The sequence below is a fragment of the Photobacterium sp. AWH4_225 genome (assembly GCF_056158405.1).
The window spans coordinates 2780218-2801666 of sequence record NZ_JBSWTF010000001.1 but is presented as its reverse complement, the minus strand read 5'-3'; the positions used below and the strand labels follow the sequence as shown (position 1 = coordinate 2801666).

Below are 21449 nucleotides of genomic sequence, written 5' to 3'. Positions count from 1 at the left end.
GAAATGGGTCGGGCTGAAAACCCTCACATGGTGATTTTTTCGACAAATAGCGCCTTTGGGTGAGGTTATAGGTTTTGCACTGACAAAATGATGTGTCGTTGAAGTGCTAGGAATTCGACTCATTACTATTGTGCTGGTTGCTTTTTGTGTCAGTAATCGCGCTATCGCTTTCTGAATCTACCCACTTCATGAAAACTTGGTATCCGGCAGAAAGAAAAGCAGCACCAATAAACATTCCTAATATGCCACCTGACATCATGCCGCCAACTGCACCAATCAAGACAACAGGCATCGGGACTTCCAACCCCCTACCAAGAATCATTGGCTTCAGGAAGTTGTCAACCAGACTTGCTGCAATGATTAGGATTGAAAATATCGTGTTGTGTATGGCCGATGATTCCCCGCTTGACCATAAGATCCCAACAGCAACAAGGGCCACAATGGTGACAGGTAGTTGCATAATGGCGAACATCAAAGCAATTAAGGTAAATAACGCTGCTGCGGGTACACCAGCAAGTGCAACGGTCGCACCAAAGACCATGGCAGTAAGGAAGGCAATACCTATGACTCCTATGGCAACTTGTCTAAGTGTCGCCGTGGTGAGTTGATGTAACTCCGGGCCTATTTCGTTGTTGGAAAAACTGATGAAGATCCGCCGCATAGAGCGGGTGGCAGGTTCGGCCCAGGCCAACATGATACCGGCGATAATAATGGCTCCAATCATTAGGAATACGCTGCTTGCCGCGCCGCTTGCCCTATCGACAAACCAACTGGATAGGCTCTTTAGTTGCGGTTGACGTTTTTCTATGAAGCGGGGTAAATCAGCAGCGGCCTCACCCCAAGCTACATGCATCTTTTCACCGACGAGTGGCCACTCTTTGACGCTATCAGAGGGGGGAGGAACGACCAGAGCTCCAGCCTCATAGGACTCGTAGGCACCAAATATTTTTGATGCAAAAGAGTTACCCACCATGGCTGTCGGGATACCAAGCAAAAGCACACCGATAATCGCGATGAGTGTTGCTATGCGGGCTGCAGACCAACCCAGCTTTGCTTCCAGAAACACTCGGGCAGGGAATAGCGCAATCGCAAGCACTAGCGCCCACATTAAAATTGGCAGAAAGGGTAAGAATGCCCAAAAGCACACCAAGACAATAAATGCGATAACGGAGAAACGGATCAATGAGGCCGTGAACGCACTAGAGAGTATTTGCTTTAGGTTTTCATTATCATCGCGATTCAATGTGTATCCCTCTTGGGTGATCAACGAAGGTGAAAATGTCCTGCCTGCAAATCGGCTTTATCCGTGGCCTTATACGTAAAGTATGTTCATTAACTATAAATGGCTTTGTTTTATATTCCGTCGCAGAAATAAAAATTTAGCCCTCAACAGATATAAAAAAACCAGCTCAAGTGAGCTGGTTTAGTATTTGGTGTCTGTTAAGACAGGCGGTTTACATAACGCGCATGCCTGGCTTAGCGCCTTCGTGCGGCTCAAGGATCCACAGATCTTCGCCACCAGGGCCCGCTGCCAGCACCATACCTTCAGACATGCCGAACTTCATCTTGCGCGGCTTCAGGTTGGCCACCATGACAGTGTGCTTACCGATCAGGTCTTCAGGGCTGTAAGCCGACTTGATACCAGCAAATACCTGGCGAGTTTTGCCGCCTAGGTCTAGCTCAAGCTTCAGTAGCTTGTTAGCCTTTGGCACAGATTCGCAAGACACGATCTTAGCAATACGCAGGTCAACCTTGGCAAAATCATCGAATTCGATTTCGTCTGCGATAGGCTCTTTGCTTAGCTCAGTTTCAGTCTTAGCCGCTTCTGCTTTTTCTTTCGCCGCCATCTCTGCTGCTGCATCTTCTTTTGAAGATTCAACCATAGCTTCAACTTTCTTGGCATCGATACGGTTGAACAGCGCCTTGAACTTAGTCACTTCGTGGCCAGTTAGCGGCTGGGCAATGCCATCCCAAGTCAACGTTTCGTTCAGGAAGCCTTCAGTACGCTCAGCTAGCTGAGGCATAACAGGTTTCAGGTAAGTCATCAGTACGCGGAATAGGTTGATACCTACCGAGCAGATTTCTTGTAGTTCCTGATCTTTGCCTTCTTGCTTAGCCACAACCCAAGGGGCTTTTTCGTCAACGTACTGGTTAGCTTTGTCAGCCAGTGCCGTGATTTCACGGATAGCACGGCTGAATTCACGCGTTTCGTAAAGCTCTGCGATACGATCTGCAGCAGCAACGAACTCTGCGTATAGCTCAGGCTCGGCGAAGTTGTCAGACAGCTTGCCGTCAAAGCGCTTGGCGATGAAGCCCGCGTTACGAGATGCCAGGTTAACAATCTTGTTCACCACGTCGCTGTTTACGCGCTGGGTGAAGTCTTCAAGGTTAAGATCCAGATCATCGATACGGCTATTCAGCTTCGCTGCGTAGTAGTAGCGTAGGCATTCTGGGTCTAGGTGCTCTAGGTAAGTACCTGCTTTGATGAAGGTACCCTTAGACTTAGACATTTTGGCACCGTTTACGGTGACGTAGCCGTGAACGAAAACGTTGTCAGGCTTGCGGAAACCCGCGCCTTCTAGCATTGCAGGCCAGAATAGGCTGTGGAAGTAAACGATGTCTTTACCGATGAAGTGGTAAAGCTCGGTAGAGCTGTCTTTGTTCCAGAACTCGTCGAAGTTCAGGTCATCGCGCTTGTCACACAGGTTCTTGAATGAGCCCATGTAACCGATAGGTGCATCTAGCCATACGTAGAAGTACTTGCCAGTTTCACCTGGGATTTCAAAACCAAAGTAAGGTGCGTCACGAGAGATGTCCCACTGCTGTAGGCCAGACTCGAACCACTCTTGCATCTTGTTGGCCGTTTCATCCTGAAGGGCACCAGACTTGGTCCACTCTTTCAGCATGCCTTCGAACTGAGGCAGGTCGAAGAAGAAGTGCTCAGAGTCCTTCATAACAGGTGTTGCGCCAGAAACAGCTGATTTCGGGTTGATCAACTCTGTTGGGCTGTAGGTTTCGCCACAGTTGTCACAGTTGTCACCGTACTGATCTTCAGACTTACACTTAGGGCAAGTACCTTTAACGAAACGGTCCGGTAGGAACATTTCTTTCTCAGGGTCAAACAGCTGAGAAATAGTACGGTTGGTGATGTAACCGTTTTCTTTTAGCTTGGTGTAAACGTATGACGCCAGCTCACGGTTTTCTTCAGAATGCGTGCTGTGGTAGTTGTCAAAGCTAATATCGAAGCCAGCAAAGTCAGCCTGGTGCTCTTTGCTCACTTCGGCAATCATCTGCTCAGGTTCCATACCCATCTGCTGGGCCTTAAGCATGATTGGAGTACCGTGTGCATCGTCTGCACAGATGAAATGAACTTCGTTGCCGCGAAGGCGCTGATAGCGCACCCAAATATCCGCTTGTACATGCTCAAGCATGTGGCCCAAGTGGATAGAACCGTTAGCGTACGGTAGGGCGCAGGTCACCAGAATTTTTCTTGGATTTGCAGCCATAATGTCTTATTTCGCTCGTGATGGGTAATAAAAACGTAGCTGTAAATACTACCTGATGGATAGCACCTTGCCTAGGAGGATCTGCTGTAAATCACCGTAAAATGGGGCGCTAAATAAGCATCGGTGTTAGGATGTAGGTAAACAATAAATGTGGAGCGCTAAAAGATCATGAGCAATGACTCAATTACCCGTTTCGAAAGCGTGGCAGATATTTGCCGTTGGTTGAACCAGTTTGAACACCCTTGGCTACACGAAGAGTGGGCCGAGACGACCAATGTGGTGTCGGTGTCGGCTGACGGTAAAATATCGGTGACGTTTCCTTTTGCCGCCAGCCAAGTTGCAGAGCTTTTAGAGCAATGGATCATTACCCAGCAAAAACTCCATCATATTGCCAGTGACATTCATTTCGATATTTCCTGCCGTGTGGCACCATTGGCCGCCGGTGATAAGCAGCCACTCAATGGCGTTAAGAACATTATTGTGGTGAGCTCTGCCAAAGGCGGGGTGGGTAAATCGACCACATCGGTTAACCTTGCGTTAGGTTTGCAAGCCCAAGGGGCCAAAGTCGGCCTGTTGGATGCCGATATCTATGGCCCATCTGTGCCAATGATGCTGGGGACTGTCGATGAGAAACCCCAGTCTCCGGACGGTAAAATGATGATGCCGATTGAGTCATGCGGTCTATATACCAACTCGGTCGGGTATTTGGTACCCGCAGACAGCGCGACCATTTGGCGTGGCCCGATGGCTTCAAAAGCGCTATCCCAGATTATTGCCGAGACCTGGTGGCCGGATCTGGACTATCTGGTTATCGATATGCCGCCGGGTACTGGTGATATCCAGCTAACACTGGCCCAGCAGATCCCAGTTACCGGCGCAGTCGTTGTGACCACACCGCAAGATCTGGCACTGGCTGATGCTATCAAAGGGGTCAGCATGTTCAATAAGGTCGACGTGCCTGTATTGGGTGTGGTCGAGAACATGAGTTACCACATCTGCAGCAACTGTGGTCACCACGAGCCTATCTTCGGTACTGGCGGGGCTGAGCGCATGGCGCAGGAATATGCGGTCCCATTGCTAGCCCAGTTACCACTGCATATTAAAATTCGCGAAGATATCGACAACGGTAAACCGACAGTTGCGGCATCACCTGACTCTGAGCAGGCGCAGGCCTATATCCAGTTGGCCGGCTCTGTGGCCAGCCGCCTGTATTGGCAGGGCACCCCGGTGGTCGAGCAGATCACAATTCGTACAATGTAAACCATTGCTTCGCTCAAACTTGCAGAGTTTCTGAGCAAACGTGGCGGATGCCGCTTTTTTACTGGCATCTGCCCCTACATCTGCCTATAATCAGGCGGTTTATTTATGCCTATTTGAGCCACTTCCCGACACAGTGAGTGATGGGACGTGGGCTTTTTGTTACGGTTTGTCCACTACGCCACGTTGTTTTACAGGTGCTTTCTGATATGTCTGAACACTCTCACCAATGCGTTATTATCGGTATTGCAGGTGCCTCTGCATCCGGTAAAAGTCTGATTGCCAGCACAGTTTATAAAGAGCTAAAAGAAAAAGTAGGCGATCATCAGATCGGTGTTATCACGGAAGATTGCTACTACAACGATCAAAGCCACCTAAGCATGGATGAAAGGGTAAAGACCAACTACGACCACCCAAATGCCTTGGATCACGACCTACTTTGTGACCACCTTGAGCAGTTGATCCGCGGTGAAGCGGTGGAAGTTCCTCAGTACAGCTACAGCGAGCACACGCGTATGGCTGAAACCACCACGCTGACACCGAAGAAGGTGATCATCCTGGAAGGTATCCTGCTGCTGACTGATCCTCGCCTGCGTGAAATCATGCACGCCAGCGTATTCATGGATACGCCGCTAGACATCTGTTTGCTTCGTCGTCTTCAGCGTGACGTCGCTGAGCGTGACCGTACAATGGAATCTGTTCTTGAGCAGTACCAGAAGACAGTTCGCCCGATGTTCATGCAGTTCATCGAGCCATCTAAGCAGTATGCAGACATCATTGTTCCTCGTGGCGGTAAAAACCGTATCGCGATTGACGTACTGAAAGCACACATTGCCAAGCTGCTACGCGCTTAACGTCAGCTCTGACCAATAAATAAAATAGGCAGCATTACGCTGCCTATTTTTTTACCTGGAAAAAACATAGCGTCTGTATGTTGGGTATAGACTTCAATCACTTGAAGTCGTTGGGCTATATGCCACAATGGGATCAGATTACTTTGCGCTAGGCTCGATTGATGAGCATGGATGAAAGATGGGGATGTAATGAAAAAAATAATAATGGCTTTACTGGCGATACTTGTTGTTGTCGTTGTCGGTATTGCGGCCTTGGTATCGCTGGTTGATCCCAACCAGTTCAAGCCGATGATTGCTGAACAGGTAAAAAAAGCAACTGGCCGCGATTTGGTGATCGAAGGCGACATTAGCTGGCGCTTCTTCCCGAGTATCGGATTTGATATTGGCAAAACAGAATTTCGTAACCCGCAGGGCTTTGCCGAGCCTAATCTTGCTCAGTTCGAGCAGGCAGAGCTATCCGTCTCTGTTACGCCGTTGTTTTCCCAACAACTGGAAATCGGCAATGTCAGTTTGCTCGGTGGCCGGGTGTTTATCCAAACCCTCGAAAATGGTGTCAGCAACCTTGATGGCTTGTCAGGACAAGATAAAACAGGTTCTGCTGCTGATCAGTCAGTGGCCGAACCGTCACCTACAGAGACAGATCAACCCGTACCCCAAGTGGAACAACAAGCCTGGCAGATCAGCTTGGCTGGTGTGGAAATCAACAATGCCAGTGCGCTGATCATTGACGACAAAGCAGGTAGCCAAACAGAAGTTGAGCGCCTTGATTTCTCCCTCGACCAATTTGCCCCGGGTGAGTGGACGGCTGCGAAGTTTAATATTGCCGGCAGCGCGGGTGAGCTGAACTTCAGTGCCGAAGGCCAAACGGAGCTGTTGATTGCCGAGGCACTTGATGGCGCTGAGCTTAAAGCATTGTCGCTGAAGGCCAGCGCTAAAGATGCGGTTAATGATATCCGCAACGCCAACATCTCACTCGACAGCTTTAAGCTGGGTGAATGGTCAACGATTGAGTTTGCCATTGAAGGCCAGGTACCGGACTTGAGTTTCAACACCCAGGGCTCTACCCAGCTAATGGTGGATGAAGCAGTTAAGGTCATTGATTTGAAAGCGGCCAAGGTGAGCGTTGATGCTAAAGGTGCCAGCCTGCCGCGCCCTGAAATGAAAATTGGCCTTGAGGCTGATGCCAAGTACCAGCTAGAGAATGGATTGGCTGAGCTGCCATCACTTAAGGCAACCGTTGATGAACTGGCTTTGGCAGGTAATGCTTCATTCCAGTCAGCAGACATTCCGGTGATCCGTTTTGATTTGTCTTCAGACAACATTGATGTTGACGCTTTCCTTGGTACAGGCAATGAGAGTGCTTCATCTCAGGCAGGTGATGGAGAGTCGCAGCCAGCAGGCGGGGTTAATTCAGGTGCTGAAAATGGCAAGCAAAAAGGCCAAGAGCCTGATCTGAGCGTACTGAAAACACTCGATCTGGCCGGTAAACTTACGGTTGGCCAATTCAAAGCTGCGAATGCTCATTTGAGTGATGTGACGCTGGCGATGACGGTGAAAAATGGTGTGTTTGATCTGAGTGGTCTTGATGCCAAGCTTTATCAGGGCACTATTCATACCACAGCTAAAATCGATGCTAACGGGAAGCTGCCAACCTACCGTGTAACCAAGAAGATCAAAGGCGTACAAGTTCAGCCTTTGCTGGTGGATGTAGCGCAAAATGATACTTTGGCCGGTAGCGGTGATATTACGGTTTATGTATCGGGCACCGGACTAGCCGAAAAACGCATTCGCGAGAATATCGCCGGTACGGTGGACATTCGTTTTGCCGATGGTGCCATCTATGGTGTGAATATTCCGGAGATGATCCGTGAGGCCCGTGCAACCTTGAAAGGCCAAAAGGCGGAATACATCAAAGAGGAGAAGAAGACGGATTTCTCCGCGATGTCGTCGACTATCAACTTGGGTAAAGGTGTCGCTTCGACTAATAACCTTGATATCGACTCACCATTGTTGCGCATTAACGGCAATGGCTCGACCAGCCTGGTCGATGAAACTATCGATTTTGCGGTAAATACCTCTGTGGTTGCCACCAGTAAAGGGCAGGGCGGTAAAGATATTGATGAAGTCGCCGATCTTACCGTGCCGATTGATGTCAAAGGCAACTGGAGTGAGCCTGCGTTCTCACTCAATATTGCTCAGCTGCTGAAGCAGAACAATGAGCTTGAGCAGAAGGCACAGCGCGAAGTAGAGCGTGGCCTCGAGAAGCTGCTGGGTGACAAAGCTGAAAACGAGGATATCAAGAAGGCGGCAGACAAGCTGCTCAAAGGGCTCTTCAATTAAAGCGCTAATCGGATACCCATAACCATGAACAAGGAGAGCCGTTGCTCTCCTTGTTTTTTGATATTACTTTAAGTACTGGAAATTGCGGTGTATTGATTGGGGGATCAGACGACACCTATTTGTTGGAGCATACCCATTTGATCCCATTGCTCCCACCGCTCTACGACCCACCCGTCAACGACTCGGTCTAATATTAGGCCTTCAAATTTGACCGGTTGCCCTGTCGGGGCGGTATCCCCAAAAGGTCCGGTATGGGTACCGACGGCCGTCCACCTTGTGGCGACTTTGTCACCAGAGACGACTTGGTCATCGACCGTTAAGTGTAAATCCGGAAACGCGGTTAACAATCCTTGGACTAGATTTTTGAATTCTGAAACCGACAGGCTGGGGGATGGAGCACCAGCTATGTGAATGATGCCTGTCGCTGCAAAAGCTTGGTCTGCGCCAGAGACTGTTCCTTGATTCAGCCCATCGATCCATATCCGTTCATACTCAGTGATTGCTAGAGTCATCGCTACATACTCAATGATGGATTTCACAGGTAAAGATAGACGATATATCTGAGTCTGGTTTGCTAGGCAGAAGGAAGAAGGGAGTTATCAAGCCCTACAGCCATGTAGGGCTCTGATTTATTGGCTATGCGAGCTGCTTTTTCTTCTTGGCAGATTTCTGGCTTTCCAGAATATCCTGGAAGGCTTTTAACAGATCGATAGCCGACAGCATGCCGACCAGTTGTCCCGTTTTGTCCAGCACTGGGGCGGCGCCGACATGGAAGTCCAGCACGGTACTGATGGCTTTTGTTAGTGTGTCGTAAGTGCGGACATGGACAATATCCCGGATCATCACATCGCTAATGTGCCACTCATCCGTCAGGTGGTATTCATGGCCGATTTCTGGCGACTCATCGACCCAACCCGGGCGGCGAAGCTCTCTGTCACTCACAATCCCGACTAGTTCTCCGTCATCATTAACAACGGGGAGGTGGCGGATATTTTCATCGCGCATCAAAAAGAAGGCTTCTCTTAGGCCGGTTTCTGGGGAGGTAGTGATGACTTTGCGTGTCATGTATTCCGAGACTTTTGTTGGCATTGCATCTTCCTTTTATCAAAGTTGATGGGTGTTGCCTGATTTACCGTAGCGAATATTACGTTGTCGATCTGCGAGCAAAACCTAGTTTTCAGAACAAGTCTTTTTCATATGTAAACAATTTTGTAACTTGTTGCGTAGCTACTAATAGCTCTGCTAAGGTGGCGGCTCACAAAAAGAATAAGGAATGATTGTGGATTCAGTAACACAAGCGGCACTGGGGGCTGTGGTCGCCGGTGCAGTAGCAGGCAGGAAGTGTTCTCCGAAGATTTTGTTGGCAGGTGCGGCTCTGGGCACGCTGCCAGATCTTGATGTGCTTATTAGCTATGGTGATCCTGTCTCGGACATGGTGAAGCACCGTGGCTTCAGCCACTCGTTGTTTGTGCTTCTGCCGTTTTCTTTTCTACTTAGCTGGTTATGGCAAAAATGGCGGCCAACTCGTTTTAGTTTCAATCATCTTTGGCTGTTGGTTGCAGCTTGTTTGATTACCCACCCGCTGCTTGACGCAATGACCGCATATGGTACCCAGTTGTTCTGGCCGATCAATGTGCCGATAGCCGTGCCGAGCTTGTTTATTATCGATCCGCTTTACACTATCCCGTTATTGCTTGTCATTTTGGCTAGCTTGTTGTGGCGTGATCGTATCGCTAACCTATGTCGCGCAGGGCTTGCGGTTTCGACGCTGTATATCGTTTGGTCGGTCAGTGCGATGAATGTTATTGATAGTCGTGTAGAGCAGCAACTACAAGGCACGCCGCTTGCCGGACAGCCAGTCTTTATTACCCCGACACCATTTAACACTGTGCTGTGGCGAGTAGTGGTGAAAGGCCAAGACAATTATTACGAAGGCTTATCCTCGGTACTGGACGGCGATACAGAGATAGATTTTCTGCAAAAGCCTTTGGGAGCTTGGCCGCAAGAGCTAGCTTCAGACCACCAACAAATGCTTGAGCACTTCACGGGTGGATTTATCAAGTATGAGCTGCGCCAGTCAAACTTGGTAGCGTCAGATTTACGGTTGGGGATGGGGGAGCAGCTAGCTTTCCAGTTCGCATTGGCGGAAAAGGATGGCGAGTGGACAAGTATCGATCCTGTGAGGGTTGAAAGCCCAAGGGGCAGACTGGCACAGATTCCTAATCTGTGGCTGCGATTACTCGGGAATCAAGATATCGATGCCAATTTGTGTCATGTGTCTGAGTGCCCAAAGCCTAACGTACCGCTAGCGAGTCGATAAGACGTTAAATATAAGACGTTAAATAAATGAAACGTAAATGGCTGATGAGGTAGAAATAATTGCCTCATCAGCCATTTTTTATTTGTGCCACGATAAAAATGTAGCGGTTAGGTTAATATCAGGTTTGTCACTAGTACGGTTTGTGTAGCCACTTTTCGCTTAGCGTACAGCGTTTATACGCTGTTATTCACACTTCAATTCACCTGCAGAAAATAACTAGTAGAAATTGATAAGTATCAAATAGCTACAAGTTTCATACTGCCATTATGCTCCCAATTTCAATTAACTACCTCTTATGGGGTAGATGTTTCGATATAGGGAGATAGCGAATATGCTGTACTTGGAGTTTTTATTTCTCCTATTGGTGCTCTACGCAGGTAGCCGTTTTGGTGGTATTGGCTTGGGTGTGGTATCAGGTCTTGGTTTGTTGATAGAGGTCTTTATCTTCAGGATGCCACCGACCTCACCGCCAATTACGGTTATGCTGATTATTTTGGCCGTGGTTACTTGTGCGTCTATTCTGGAGGCTGCTGGTGGTCTTAAGTACATGCTACAGGTGGCTGAGCGTATTTTACGTAGCAACCCTAAGCGTGTGACTTTTCTCGGTCCGTTGGTTACTTACACCATGACGTTTATGTTGGGTACCGGCCATGCGGTTTACTCTATTATGCCGATTATTGGTGATGTGGCATTGAAGAATGGCATTCGTCCTGAGCGTCCTATGGCAGCTTCTTCTGTTGCTTCCCAGTTGGCCATCACGGCGAGTCCTATTTCGGCGGCGGTTGTTTACTATCTTGCTCAGCTATCTGGTGTGCAGGAGAGTATTCACCTGTTGACTATCCTGATGGTTACCGTTCCATCGACTCTGCTTGGTACCTTCCTGCTATCACTGTATAGCTTGCGCCGTGGAGCGGATTTGTCTGAAGATCTTGAGTACCAGCGCCGTCTGCGCGATCCGCTATGGAAAGATAAAATTCTGCATACTACAGCGACATCACTGGACGAAAAGCTACCTAAGTCAGCCAAACATGCAGTGCTACTTTTCATCCTCGCTTTGGTATCCATTGTCGTGGTTGCGATGGTGCCTGAAATTCGTACCATTGGCGACAGTGCCAAGGCGATCCCGATGTCGGTGATCATCCAGATGATGATGCTGGCATTCGGTGGTCTGATTTTATTGGTGACTCGCACTAATGTGCAGAAAGTCCCTGAAGGAGTCGTGTTCAAATCGGGTATGGTGGCGGCTATTGCTATTTTTGGTATTGCCTGGATGAGTGATACCTACTTCCAGTATGCAATGCCTTCATTCAAAACGGGCATTACTGAGATGGTTCAGGATTACCCATGGACCTTTGCCCTAGCGCTATTCATTGTCTCTGTAGTGGTTAACAGCCAGGCGGCAACTGCACGTATGATGCTGCCGGTCGGGATGGCCATGGGCTTGAACCCAGCGTTACTGATTGGCTTGATGCCTGCAACGTATGGCTACTTCTTCATTCCGAACTACCCATCGGATATCGCGACCTGTAACTTCGACGTCACCGGTACGACCAAGATTGGTAAATGGTACTTCAATCACAGCTTCATGGTACCGGGTTTGATTGGTGTAGTTTCAGCCTGTGCGTTTGGTTACACGATAGCACAAGTGATTGTTTAAAAAATAATATACCCAAGTTAACTTAAGATGCAGGATTCAGAGGGTTGTCAGCGCAATTAATATAATGCGTAAATTTTAAACTTAAGCCAGTGACCTTGGTCACTGGCTTTTTTTATGTATATTGAAATGAATTGAGTAATTAAAGTTATGTAAATCGCGATAAAAAATATTCAACCAAGCAATTAATTGAGTATATAATTGATTAAAAAGTATCTTATTTCGTTAGGGTTTGGCGGTTTGTTATTAACCGCTATTGTGATGGTTGAGTGTATCTAGGAAATTGGTGAGGCAGAAATTAATAGTTTAAAACGGGTTTTGACGGTGACAGACTTCGAGTCGCTTCGTGCAAAAATGCATAACAAAGTCGTCAAAAAAGCTGAGGCTTACTACAAGAACAAGCTGGGCAAATCCAAGAAGTCTCAATCGCACCAAGATTAGAATCGTATTTGAAAAAGGGGAGTGAATATTCACTCCCCTTTACTTTTAGTCGTGCGAATTACGATAGCCGGGCTCTTCGGCATCTTCGTAAGGCCAGTAATGGTGACCGAGGCGGATGAGCAAAGTCGCAGCAGCCAAGATAAAGGCGGCAACCGATAGCCAGACAATATAGACACCATCTAGCTCTTTCATGCCGAGGGTGATGTATCGGGCTATCGCCATGATCGCAATATAGATTGGGTAACGGACCGGGATCTTGCCGTTGGTAACGAACTGCTGAACCATGGCCAGCACTTCAAGATAAATAAACATCAGCAAGATATCTGTCAGTGCGATCTGACGGTTGGTATAGATCACAATGAACTCATTGATCATGGCAGCCAAGGTGGCCAAGGTGATACCAACTAGCAAGATAGCTTCGAGAATATGGAACAGTTTGAGGAATATCTCACTGAATTTTTTTGGTAAATGTGAAGGCATTTGTGTCCCTTGTAAGACTTGTAATGGGTCTAGAAAAATAGACCTGTTATGAGCCAAATATTGGCTTTTTCTTGCCAAGGGTCAAGTAAAAAATGTGACAAAGGTCGAGATGAAAAAGCAGCCACCACCAAGTAATAGGTGGCTACTTCCAACTGATTTACCTGCTACCAGTCCACTCCTTTACGGGCTTTTACACCGCTTTCGAAGGCATGTTTTACATTACGAACTTCGGAAACAGTATCAGCCATTTCAATAAGTTCCCTGTGTGCGCCACGGCCTGTAACTATCACAGATTGCGATGCTGGACGGTTGTTAATGGCTTCGATGACCTCAGCGAGTTCAATATAGCCGTAGGTCACCATATAGGTCAGTTCATCAAGAAGAATGACATCATAGCTATCACTTCCCAACATTTTTTTACACTCCACCCAAGTGGCTTGGGCCGCTGCTGTATCTGACTCTTTATTCTGGGTTTCCCAAGTAAAGCCTGTTGCCATGACGGCAAAATCAACATCGTGTTGTTCGAGCAAAGCACGCTCGCCACAGTCCCAGGTGCCTTTGATAAATTGGCCGACGCCACATTTCTGACCATGCCCGACAGCACGAGCGATGGTGCCAAAACCTGACGTTGATTTACCCTTGCCATTACCGGTAATGATCAGGAATAGGCCCTTCTCTTCTTGCGCAGAGGCGACTTTGGCATCTATTTCTGCTTTGACTTTTTGCTGACGGGCTTTGTAACGGCTGTCTTTTTGGGTTTGATCTACCATGATGATCCTTTTTATTGTTGGGCTACCATTGCCAATATGATCAGATAACCTGTGATTTCAGCAAGTTGCTGACATGCGCCAAGACAATCTCCTGTATAGCCCCCTAGTTGCCGGGTAAACCAGTGGCCACAAGCATAGCGAACCAGTAGCAGGGCGATGGTGAGCATGAGTGCCATTGGCAGTGGCAAAAACAGTAATATAAAGAAACTAGTGATAATTAAAACCCACAAATCTTGTTGGCTTTGCTCATTTGCCAGAGGCTTAACCTTGCTTTGCTCATCGAGGCGAACATAGGAATAGCTGAAGATAAGACTGGCAGCAACCGCTCGGCTTAACCCATGGAGACAGAATAGTGCCAAGGCGGTAATGATAGGGGATATTTCTGCTAGGGCTGTCAGGCTTGCCCACTTCATCGCAAGAACAACAAACAGTGCTGCAGCGCCATAGGTGCCAAGGCGAGAGTCTTTCATTATCTCCAGTTTTTGCTCTGGCTGCCAACCACCACCAAACCCATCGAACACATCTGCTAGTCCATCTTCATGGAATGCCCCGGTCAGCAGCAAGCTTGCAGCCATGGCAAAGATAACGGCAACTGAGGCGGGCAATAAAAGATGCGCCAGCCAAAAACTTGTCGCACTGATCAGACCGACTATCAGCCCAACCAAGGCGAAATAGCGATTGGCCTTGTTCAGCAGTTCTGGAGAATAGGGGGTATCTGCTGGAATGGGAATACGGGTAAAGAAAGCGAGTGCGATCAGGAAAATTTGCCCTTGTTGTTTTAGCGCCGAAAGAGTGAGCGACATGGTTAGCGGCCTTGCTGAAAATACGAAAACCAATACGGTACTTCAACTGCTGTTTGGATACCAGTACAGTGCAGGAGCAAAAAAGTGTTAAATGTTATCGTAGTGACTAGCAAATAAATCACAAAGAGCATACCATACTGTAAAGTTCAATCAGTGGGAGAAAGGTTATGCGTTGGTTGGTGGTTTTATGTTGTTTGGTATCGGTGGGGTGTTCAAGCCGTTTACCAACTGATGACGAGAGGGCCGTAATCAAGGCAACAAACAGTCATCAGCTTGAGGAGGTGAGCTACATTGAAGATGCCAATGGATTGCAGTGGGTTTCTCCACAAGTGGGATTATCCGACTATCAGCAATTGATCATTGAGCCCGTAGGCCTTCATCAGCGCACCCAAGCGGTAAATCAAATCCCGCCGGTAGTCTTGGAGCGGGTCTCAGTGCGGCTGCAGCAGTTGCTTGAAGAGGAGCTCTCTGTTGGCGATCCTGTGGTTGATGAGCCGGGAGATAAAACGGCGATTTTACGTGTTGAGATAAGTCGAGCCAGTACTGATATGGAGGATCTGAAAATCACTGAAATCCTACCCTATGGTGCTTTGATTGGCGGTGCCAAGGTCCTGCTCGGAACAAGGGATCGCAATGTCCGTCTTTTGGTGGAATCTCAGCTGCTTGATAGCCAGACCGAGGAGATTTTGGCTGAGCGGGTAAGTGTATTACTGGCCAAAGATGTACTGGAAAATGACAGCGAAATGTTACGCTTCGAGCAAATCCAAGAAACAGTTGACCGATTTACCCAGGACATAGTCCATTTTATCCGTTTGAGTGCTTATACTGCGAAGAGCAACGAGCAAAGCTAATGGTAGTCAGACGCGGTTAAGGAGTGACAATGACACAGCGGATTTTGGTGGTATGTATGGGCAATATCTGTCGTTCACCGACGGCGGAGGCCGTTCTGCGAGCGAAGATTGCAGAGCGGGGGCTTGATATCGAGGTGGATTCAGCCGGCACCATTGGTTATCACCAAGGTGAGTTACCAGACAATCGTGCGCGAGCCGCCGGTGAGGCGAGGGGATACAGCTTTGAGGGGATCCGTGCCAGGCAGGTGGTAGAAGGTGACTTCGAAGTGTTTGACCTGATTTTGGCTGCCGATAACGATAACTTGCGCGATTTAAAACGTAGTTGTCCCACTCATCTGCATCGCAAACTTGCGCTTTTTCTTGAATTCGGCCGGCCTGATGTCGAAGAAATTCCGGACCCTTACTATGGCGGACAGCGCGGCTTTGACTACGTTCTTGATTTGGTCGAAGAAGCGTCCGATGGTTTGCTCGATAGACTATAACGGTTTTCAACAGCCTTAAAAAAACGCCCGCATTCATCAATGCAGGCGTTTTTTATATTTATTTAACCAAAGTAATTAACCCAGTGTATCGGTCGCAACCTTGTAGGTTGGGTCTTCCATCAGGTTCACTTCCACCAGGTTACCCGCTTTTTTCAGCAGCGAGCGGCACTCAGGGCTCAGGTGGCGGATGTGCAGCGTTTTGCCTTGGTTGGCGTAGCGTTCTGCAATGGTATCAATGGCTTCGATAGCTGAGTGATCTGCAACACGTGACTTGGCAAAGTCAATGATCACATCGGCTGGATCATTCTTGGCATCGAACAGCTCTAGGAAGTTAGAGGCTGAACCGAAGAATAGCGGCCCGTCTAATGCGTATACCTTAGAGCCATTGTCATCAACATAGCTTGATGCGTAGATGTGCTTGGCATGTTTCCAGGCAAATACTAGTGCTGAGTAAATTACACCAACGATAACAGCCAATGCCAAGTCAAATGCAACGGTTACGCCAGTTACTAGGATAATAGCGAAGAAGTCATGTTTTGGTACTTTGCGAGCCATCTTAAAGCTTGCCCACTCAAAGGTACCGATAACAACCATGAACATCACACCAACCAGCGCAGCCAGAGGGATGATTTCGATCAGCGAAGAACCGAACAGGATAAACAGCAGAAGACCAACCGCACCTGTGATGCCTGACAGACGTCCACGGCCACCAGAGTTGATGTTAATCATCGACTGGCCGATCATCGCACAGCCACCCATTGCCCCGAAAACAGAACACGTCACGTTCGCCACGCCCTGGCCAACACACTCACGGTTACCTTGACCGCGGGTGCCTGTCATCTCATCAATCACAGTCAGGGTCAGTAGCGATTCAATCAGGCCAACCGCTGCCAGAATCAAAGAGTATGGCAGGATAATGCGCAGGGTTTCCATGTTGAACCCCACTTCTGGGATAGCAAATGTTGGTAATGAGCCGGCTAGGGTGGCGTTAACATCGCCACTCATTGAACGCACAAAATCAATTACTGTGCGGGTATCAAGGCCAAGGCCGTGAACCAGTACAGTTACCGTGATAATCGCTACCAGTGAAGAAGGTACGGCTTTGGTGAGCTTTGGCAGGAAGTGGATGATGAACATGGTCAGGGCAACCAAGCCAAGCATGATGTAAAGCTGAGAGCCTTGCATCCACTGCAAAGTACCGGTTGCATCTGGCACTTTGAACTGACCCAGCTGGGCCAGGAAGATCACGATAGCCAGACCGTTAACGAAACCTATCATTACCGGGTGCGGCACCATGCGGATGAATTTACCGAGTTTGAATACACCAGCTAGGATTTGCAGAACACCGGCCAGCATAATGGCGGCAAAAAGGTACTGAATACCGTGCTCTGCGACTAGGCTGACCATAACAACGGCCATGGCGCCGGTAGCACCAGAGATCATACCCGGACGACCGCCAAGTACAGCTGTCACCAAGCCAACGATGAAGGCAGCGTACAGGCCAACCATCGGATCAACACCCGCCACGAAGGCAAATGCTACGGCTTCAGGTACAAGGGCAAGGGCAACAGTGAGCCCCGAAAGAACGTCATTCTTGACGGATTGTCGTGAAAATTGTGGGAATTCAAACATGCTTATAGGTTTTGATCTGACTCTGGTGATTGATTGGAGTAGCTTTGCTATTGAGGCTACAAAGTCGCGGATCCTACAGAAATCTGTGATTCAGTTCAACTTTCAAGCTAAATTATTCATCATGCTTGTTACTTAGTGTAAGAAAGTTTGATGTCAGTAATGTTATTAGTGAAAAGTTGCAGTGGTTGCAAAGAAAGGTACCCGTTGAGGGCTAAAGAGAAGTTAAAAAAAAGCCATGCAATTATGCATGGCTTTTCTATCAGATTGCAAGCGTTAGCTTACTCGGCTTTTGGCATCGTTGATTGAGCACCCGATGTCGCATGACTGGTCGCCGTTTGGCTACCTGCCTGGCGAGCCGCGAAGCGTGCTTCACGTAGCGGTGCAATAGCAACAACCTCAGCGTCAACAGTTTCTGCCGGAGCTGGCGCTTTCGCCATGGCTGCTGTTGCATGCTGGCCGCGAGGAGACGTGGCACAAACCTGTGCTGGCGCCGTTTCTACGTTCGCAACAGTCGCCTCAGGTGCTTTCGCTGCTTCTGCTGGTGCTTCAGGGCTAGCTTCTGCTAAAGGCGCTTCAACAACAGCTTCTTTAGCCGCAGTTTCTTCAACAATAGTTTCTTCAACAATAGCTTCTTCAGCAACAGGTGCTTCTTCCACAGGCTCTTCAGCTGGCTGTTGGGCATGCATACCCAGCATAGCCGCTTGTGCAGCAGCGATAGCCGCAGCTACGTCTGCTTCTGCCTTAGGCTCTTCTGTAACAGCCTCTTCAGAAACAGTTGCTTCAGCAGCTTCAGTCACAGCAGGTGCTTCTACCGTTTGCTCTTCAGCAACTGGTGCTTCAACTGCAGCTTCTTCAACAACTTCAGAACGAAGTGGGAATGCTTTACCCATAGCTAGCTCTGGCATAGCAACACCACCAAGGGCTGGGGCAGAGTGCTCAGCAACTGGTTCTTCAACCTGTGCTGGTGCTTCAATAGCGGCCACTGCTGGCTTACCAGCTGCAGGCCATACTTTACCCATTGCCATTTCAGGCGAGGCAACACCGCTCTTCAGGCGAACTGTTGGCTTGCGTTTCTCAACGATAGAAACCACATTCTCGATATCGTTTAAGGTATCAGTGACTTCTTCAACCGCATGACCGACAGCGTCAGTTACCATTTTCTCCATGTCTTCGCCTTTCTCTGGGCGGGTGTCACGGATACGGCGGCGGCGCTGGCCACTTGCACGTAGGTGGCGAGGAGAGCGACGGTTACGACGCTGGCCTTCTTGCTCACCGTTCTTCTCATCAGAAGACTCAGCAACCGCTTTCGCTTCTTGAGCCATAGCAGTGCCCATCTCTTGAAGCTCAGACTTGGCAACTGGCGTTTCAGCGACTTCAGGCTTCGCGCTTTCAACTGCTTTCACTTCAGCTTCATCAGTAATGCGTACTTTCTTACGCATTTCACGACGCTGGCGACGCTGTTTTACCTTGACGGTTTTTTCTTGCTCTTGACGCTGCTCTTCAACAACCGGCTTATCTGCTTTGGCTTTCTGCTCCTGATCGCGCTCGCGACGAGGTTTCTGGGTCTGGGCATCATCACGGTCACGACGCTGGCGTTTCTGATCTTTGTCTTTACGCTGCTGCTGGGTTGGCTTCTCGGCGCCTTGCTCCTGCTTGTCTTTCGCTTTTTCGTTGCGACGACGTGCTTGGCGCTGTTCACGCTGTTCAGCTACCTGCTGCTTCTTGTTGCTATCCGCTTCCTGACGGTCTGTACGCTCCTGACGACCACGGCGGTTGTCTTTGCCACCACGACGGTTGTCTTGCTGGCGCTCACCACGACGGCCTTCCTGACGCTCACCACGACGGTTGTCTTGGCTGCGGCGGTTGTCCTTACGGTCACGACGGTTGCGCTTATTCGCCTCTTTCTTTTCTTTTGGTTGCTCTTCCTGCTCAGGTCCTGAGAAGAAGCTTGCAATCGCAGTGAAGATACGGCTGAAGAAACCAGGCTTCTCTTCGACAGTTTTTGCTGGAGCCGCAGCTTTCTTCGCAGGCTGAGGCTTAGCTTTCGGTGCCGAAGGCGTTTGCGTTGGTGCACTGAAGCCCTGTAGAACAGGTTCTTCACGTTTCTTGGCTACACGTTCTTGCGGGGCAGACTCTGTCGCTTCTGCTTCACGCAGTGCTTCAAGAGTGCTTGGCAAGTTGTATGACAGCGTATCGTGCTCATCACCAGAACGGACACGAACCACTTCGAAGTGAGGTGTTTCCATGTTGGCGTTTGGTACGATAATTACGCGTACATTGTGTGATTTCTCAATGTACTGCACCGAGCGACGTTTTTCGTTGAGTAGGTAGGAGGCAATCGCCACCGGCACAATGGCCAGTACCTGCGAGGTGTTGTCTTTCAGTGCTTCTTCTTCGATAAGGCGAAGAATTGAAAGCGATAGTGACTCACTGTCACGGATCACACCAGTACCGCTACAGCGAGGACATACATGGTGGCTCGCTTCAGCAAGAGACGGGCTCAGACGCTGGCGTGACATTTCCAATAGACCGAAGCGTGAAATACGGCCGATCTGAACGCGTGCACGGTCCATACGTACCGCTTCACGCAGACGGTTTTCTACTTCACGCTGGTGGCGTACCGGAGTCATATCGATGAAGTCGATAACAACCAGGCCACCAAGGTCACGTAGGCGAAGCTGGCGAGCAATTTCGTCTGCCGCTTCAAGGTTAGTTTGAAGCGCAGTTTCTTCGATATCGCCACCCTTGGTTGCTCGGGCAGAGTTGATATCGATTGAGGTCAGGGCTTCAGTCGGGTCGATAACAATTGAACCACCAGATGGCAGGCGAACTTCACGCTGGAAGGCGGACTCGATCTGGTTTTCAATCTGGTAGTGGTTAAACAGCGGCGTTTCGCTGTTTTCGTATAGCTTCACTCGAGACAGGAAGTCTGGACGAACCTGCTGGATGTGATCGCGGGCACGGTCAAAGATTTTCTTGCTGTCGATAACAATCTCACCGATATCACGGCGTAGGTAGTCACGAATAGCGCGGGCAATAACGTTACTTTCCTGATGGATCAGGAAAGGCGCAGGAGCCGAGTCAGCAGCGTCTTTAACACGTTCCCAGTGGTTAAGTAGGTAGTTCAGATCGTATTCCAGATCTTCAGCTGATTTACCAACACCGGCAGTACGTACAATCAGACCCATGCCCTGAGGCAATTCAAGCGTGCTTAGTGCCGCTTTCAGCTGAGTACGCTCTTCACCTTCGATACGACGAGAAATACCGCCAGCACGAGGGTTGTTTGGCATCAGTACCAGGTAGCTACCTGCAAGAGAGATAAAGGTGGTAAGGGCGGCGCCTTTGTTGCCTCGCTCTTCTTTGTCAACCTGAACGATAACTTCCTGACCTTCTTTCAGCACTTCCTTGATATTAGGGCGGCCTTGGTAAGAGTAGTCTGCAGGGAAATAATCGCGGGCGATTTCTTTAAGAGGGAGGAAACCGTGGCGTTCAGCACCGTAGTCAACGAACGCTGCTTCCAGACTTGGTTCGATACGTGTGATGCGTCCTTTGTAGATATTTGCTTTTTTAGATTCGTGGCCAGGGCTCTCGATATCAAGATCGAACAGCTTCTGTCCATCAACTAATGCGACGCGCAACTCTTCCTTCTGAGTTGCGTTAATCAACATTCTTTTCATTATATTGTACTCGTTTTTTTCATGTGCTAGTGCACTTAGCAACGTGTCTTTACTGGTGGTGCCGGACCCCAAGTCTGATCTTAAATGCAACCTCACGGCTGGAATTCAGGGGTGCTATGTGGCAACACGTATCATCCAACTGTACCAAGATGTTTAGATCTGAAAATGTACAGCTGGCTCACCGATGGTGACGGCGGTATCTGTCACACCAATAAATAATTTGCCACTAAAGGGCACTAAAAAAACACTCCGAAGAAATAAACGTCTTACGCCACATGCTGCGTTTTTCATCAGAGCGGTATATATAGTCATCAGTCGGGTGTTATTCTGTTCACCCTGTTGGCAAAGTAGGCAAATTTTCCTACCTCTGCACGCCAATGAT

At 48.9% G+C, this 21449-nt stretch carries 16 protein-coding genes; 7 read left to right on the top strand and 9 right to left on the bottom strand.

What is annotated here, in order from left to right; translation table 11 throughout:
- Nucleotides 1–106: 106 nt before the first annotated feature.
- On the bottom strand, nt 107–1243 hold the full coding sequence (locus tag ACXAD4_RS13055; protein WP_475241954.1) for an AI-2E family transporter: 1137 nt from the start codon (nt 1241–1243) through the stop codon (nt 107–109).
- A 211-nt stretch (nt 1244–1454) separates the two neighbouring features.
- The gene (gene metG, locus ACXAD4_RS13050; protein WP_475241951.1) at nt 1455–3506 is read right to left on the bottom strand and encodes a methionine--tRNA ligase; all 2052 of its coding nucleotides are present in this window, start codon (nt 3504–3506) and stop codon (nt 1455–1457) included.
- Between the two features lie 168 nt (nt 3507–3674).
- On the opposite strand from metG, the gene apbC reads away from it, so the two are divergent.
- The 3 genes from apbC to ACXAD4_RS13035 all read left to right on the top strand — a co-directional run bounded on the left by apbC (nt 3675) and on the right by ACXAD4_RS13035 (nt 7957).
- Complete coding sequence (gene apbC / locus ACXAD4_RS13045; RefSeq protein ID WP_475241949.1) at nt 3675–4766, top strand: iron-sulfur cluster carrier protein ApbC; 1092 nt, start codon at nt 3675–3677, stop codon at nt 4764–4766.
- A gap of 206 nt (nt 4767–4972) precedes the next feature.
- Nucleotides 4973–5617, top strand: coding sequence for a uridine kinase (gene udk / locus ACXAD4_RS13040; RefSeq protein ID WP_475241947.1), 645 nt, complete (start codon nt 4973–4975; stop codon nt 5615–5617).
- A 189-nt stretch (nt 5618–5806) separates the two neighbouring features.
- Nucleotides 5807–7957, top strand: coding sequence for an AsmA family protein (locus ACXAD4_RS13035; RefSeq protein ID WP_475241945.1), 2151 nt, complete (start codon nt 5807–5809; stop codon nt 7955–7957).
- Between the two features lie 104 nt (nt 7958–8061).
- On the opposite strand, the gene ACXAD4_RS13030 is transcribed toward ACXAD4_RS13035, so the two are convergent.
- Nucleotides 8062–8469, bottom strand: coding sequence for an ester cyclase (locus ACXAD4_RS13030; protein WP_475241944.1), 408 nt, complete (start codon nt 8467–8469; stop codon nt 8062–8064).
- Between the two features lie 124 nt (nt 8470–8593).
- Nucleotides 8594–9046 (bottom strand): CBS domain-containing protein, encoded by a 453-nt coding sequence (locus tag ACXAD4_RS13025; RefSeq protein WP_187460596.1) that lies wholly within the window; start codon nt 9044–9046, stop codon nt 8594–8596.
- A 190-nt stretch (nt 9047–9236) separates the two neighbouring features.
- Here ACXAD4_RS13025 and ACXAD4_RS13020 point away from each other — a divergent pair, with 190 nt between their 5' ends.
- Together ACXAD4_RS13020 and ACXAD4_RS13015 are read left to right on the top strand one after the other, a co-directional pair.
- The gene (locus ACXAD4_RS13020; RefSeq protein WP_475241941.1) at nt 9237–10277 is read left to right on the top strand and encodes a metal-dependent hydrolase; all 1041 of its coding nucleotides are present in this window, start codon (nt 9237–9239) and stop codon (nt 10275–10277) included.
- A 331-nt stretch (nt 10278–10608) separates the two neighbouring features.
- Nucleotides 10609–11934 (top strand): anaerobic C4-dicarboxylate transporter, encoded by a 1326-nt coding sequence (locus tag ACXAD4_RS13015; protein WP_475241938.1) that lies wholly within the window; start codon nt 10609–10611, stop codon nt 11932–11934.
- 483 nt (nt 11935–12417) lie between these two features.
- Here the strand turns inward: ACXAD4_RS13015 and ACXAD4_RS13010 are convergent, their stop codons facing one another.
- From ACXAD4_RS13010 to ACXAD4_RS13000, 3 genes are all read right to left on the bottom strand, one after another.
- Entirely contained in the window at nt 12418–12852 is a 435-nt protein-coding gene (locus ACXAD4_RS13010) for a phosphate-starvation-inducible protein PsiE (RefSeq protein WP_475241936.1), read from the bottom strand.
- Nucleotides 12853–13016: 164 nt separating this feature from the next.
- Complete coding sequence (cobO, locus tag ACXAD4_RS13005) at nt 13017–13622, bottom strand: cob(I)yrinic acid a,c-diamide adenosyltransferase (protein ID WP_475241934.1); 606 nt, start codon at nt 13620–13622, stop codon at nt 13017–13019.
- 11 nt (nt 13623–13633) lie between these two features.
- Nucleotides 13634–14425 carry an adenosylcobinamide-GDP ribazoletransferase gene (locus ACXAD4_RS13000; protein WP_475241931.1) on the bottom strand — a complete coding sequence of 264 codons (792 nt, stop codon included), beginning with the start codon at nt 14423–14425 and terminating at the stop codon, nt 13634–13636.
- Between the two features lie 167 nt (nt 14426–14592).
- Between ACXAD4_RS13000 and ACXAD4_RS12995 the strand changes: the two genes are divergently transcribed.
- Nucleotides 14593–15276 (top strand): DUF3313 family protein, encoded by a 684-nt coding sequence (locus tag ACXAD4_RS12995; protein WP_475241929.1) that lies wholly within the window; start codon nt 14593–14595, stop codon nt 15274–15276.
- A 29-nt stretch (nt 15277–15305) separates the two neighbouring features.
- Nucleotides 15306–15758, top strand: coding sequence for a low molecular weight protein-tyrosine-phosphatase (locus ACXAD4_RS12990; RefSeq protein WP_475241926.1), 453 nt, complete (start codon nt 15306–15308; stop codon nt 15756–15758).
- 75 nt (nt 15759–15833) lie between these two features.
- On the opposite strand, the gene ACXAD4_RS12985 is transcribed toward ACXAD4_RS12990, so the two are convergent.
- Nucleotides 15834–17390: a SulP family inorganic anion transporter gene (locus ACXAD4_RS12985; protein WP_475241925.1), complete on the bottom strand. Its 1557-nt coding sequence runs from the start codon at nt 17388–17390 to the stop codon at nt 15834–15836.
- Nucleotides 17391–17668: 278 nt separating this feature from the next.
- The gene (rne, locus tag ACXAD4_RS12980; protein WP_475242781.1) at nt 17669–21058 is read right to left on the bottom strand and encodes a ribonuclease E; all 3390 of its coding nucleotides are present in this window, start codon (nt 21056–21058) and stop codon (nt 17669–17671) included.
- Nucleotides 21059–21449 lie beyond the last annotated feature (391 nt).

Excerpts from the sequence above, each read along its gene's own strand:
- ACXAD4_RS12985 (WP_475241925.1), bottom strand. The coding sequence starts at position 17,390 with ATGTTTGAATTCCCACAATTTTCACGACAATCCGTCAAGAATGACGTT.
- apbC (WP_475241949.1), top strand. The coding sequence starts at position 3,675 with ATGAGCAATGACTCAATTACCCGTTTCGAAAGCGTGGCAGATATTTGC.
- ACXAD4_RS13015 (WP_475241938.1), top strand. The coding sequence starts at position 10,609 with ATGCTGTACTTGGAGTTTTTATTTCTCCTATTGGTGCTCTACGCAGGT.
- cobO (WP_475241934.1), bottom strand. The coding sequence starts at position 13,622 with ATGGTAGATCAAACCCAAAAAGACAGCCGTTACAAAGCCCGTCAGCAA.
- ACXAD4_RS13030 (WP_475241944.1), bottom strand. The coding sequence starts at position 8,469 with ATGACTCTAGCAATCACTGAGTATGAACGGATATGGATCGATGGGCTG.
- udk (WP_475241947.1), top strand. The coding sequence starts at position 4,973 with ATGTCTGAACACTCTCACCAATGCGTTATTATCGGTATTGCAGGTGCC.
- ACXAD4_RS13025 (WP_187460596.1), bottom strand. The coding sequence starts at position 9,046 with ATGCCAACAAAAGTCTCGGAATACATGACACGCAAAGTCATCACTACC.
- rne (WP_475242781.1), bottom strand. The coding sequence starts at position 21,058 with ATGTTGATTAACGCAACTCAGAAGGAAGAGTTGCGCGTCGCATTAGTT.
- ACXAD4_RS13010 (WP_475241936.1), bottom strand. The coding sequence starts at position 12,852 with ATGCCTTCACATTTACCAAAAAAATTCAGTGAGATATTCCTCAAACTG.
- ACXAD4_RS12990 (WP_475241926.1), top strand. The coding sequence starts at position 15,306 with ATGACACAGCGGATTTTGGTGGTATGTATGGGCAATATCTGTCGTTCA.
- metG (WP_475241951.1), bottom strand. The coding sequence starts at position 3,506 with ATGGCTGCAAATCCAAGAAAAATTCTGGTGACCTGCGCCCTACCGTAC.
- ACXAD4_RS13000 (WP_475241931.1), bottom strand. The coding sequence starts at position 14,425 with ATGTCGCTCACTCTTTCGGCGCTAAAACAACAAGGGCAAATTTTCCTG.
- ACXAD4_RS12995 (WP_475241929.1), top strand. The coding sequence starts at position 14,593 with ATGCGTTGGTTGGTGGTTTTATGTTGTTTGGTATCGGTGGGGTGTTCA.
- ACXAD4_RS13035 (WP_475241945.1), top strand. The coding sequence starts at position 5,807 with ATGAAAAAAATAATAATGGCTTTACTGGCGATACTTGTTGTTGTCGTT.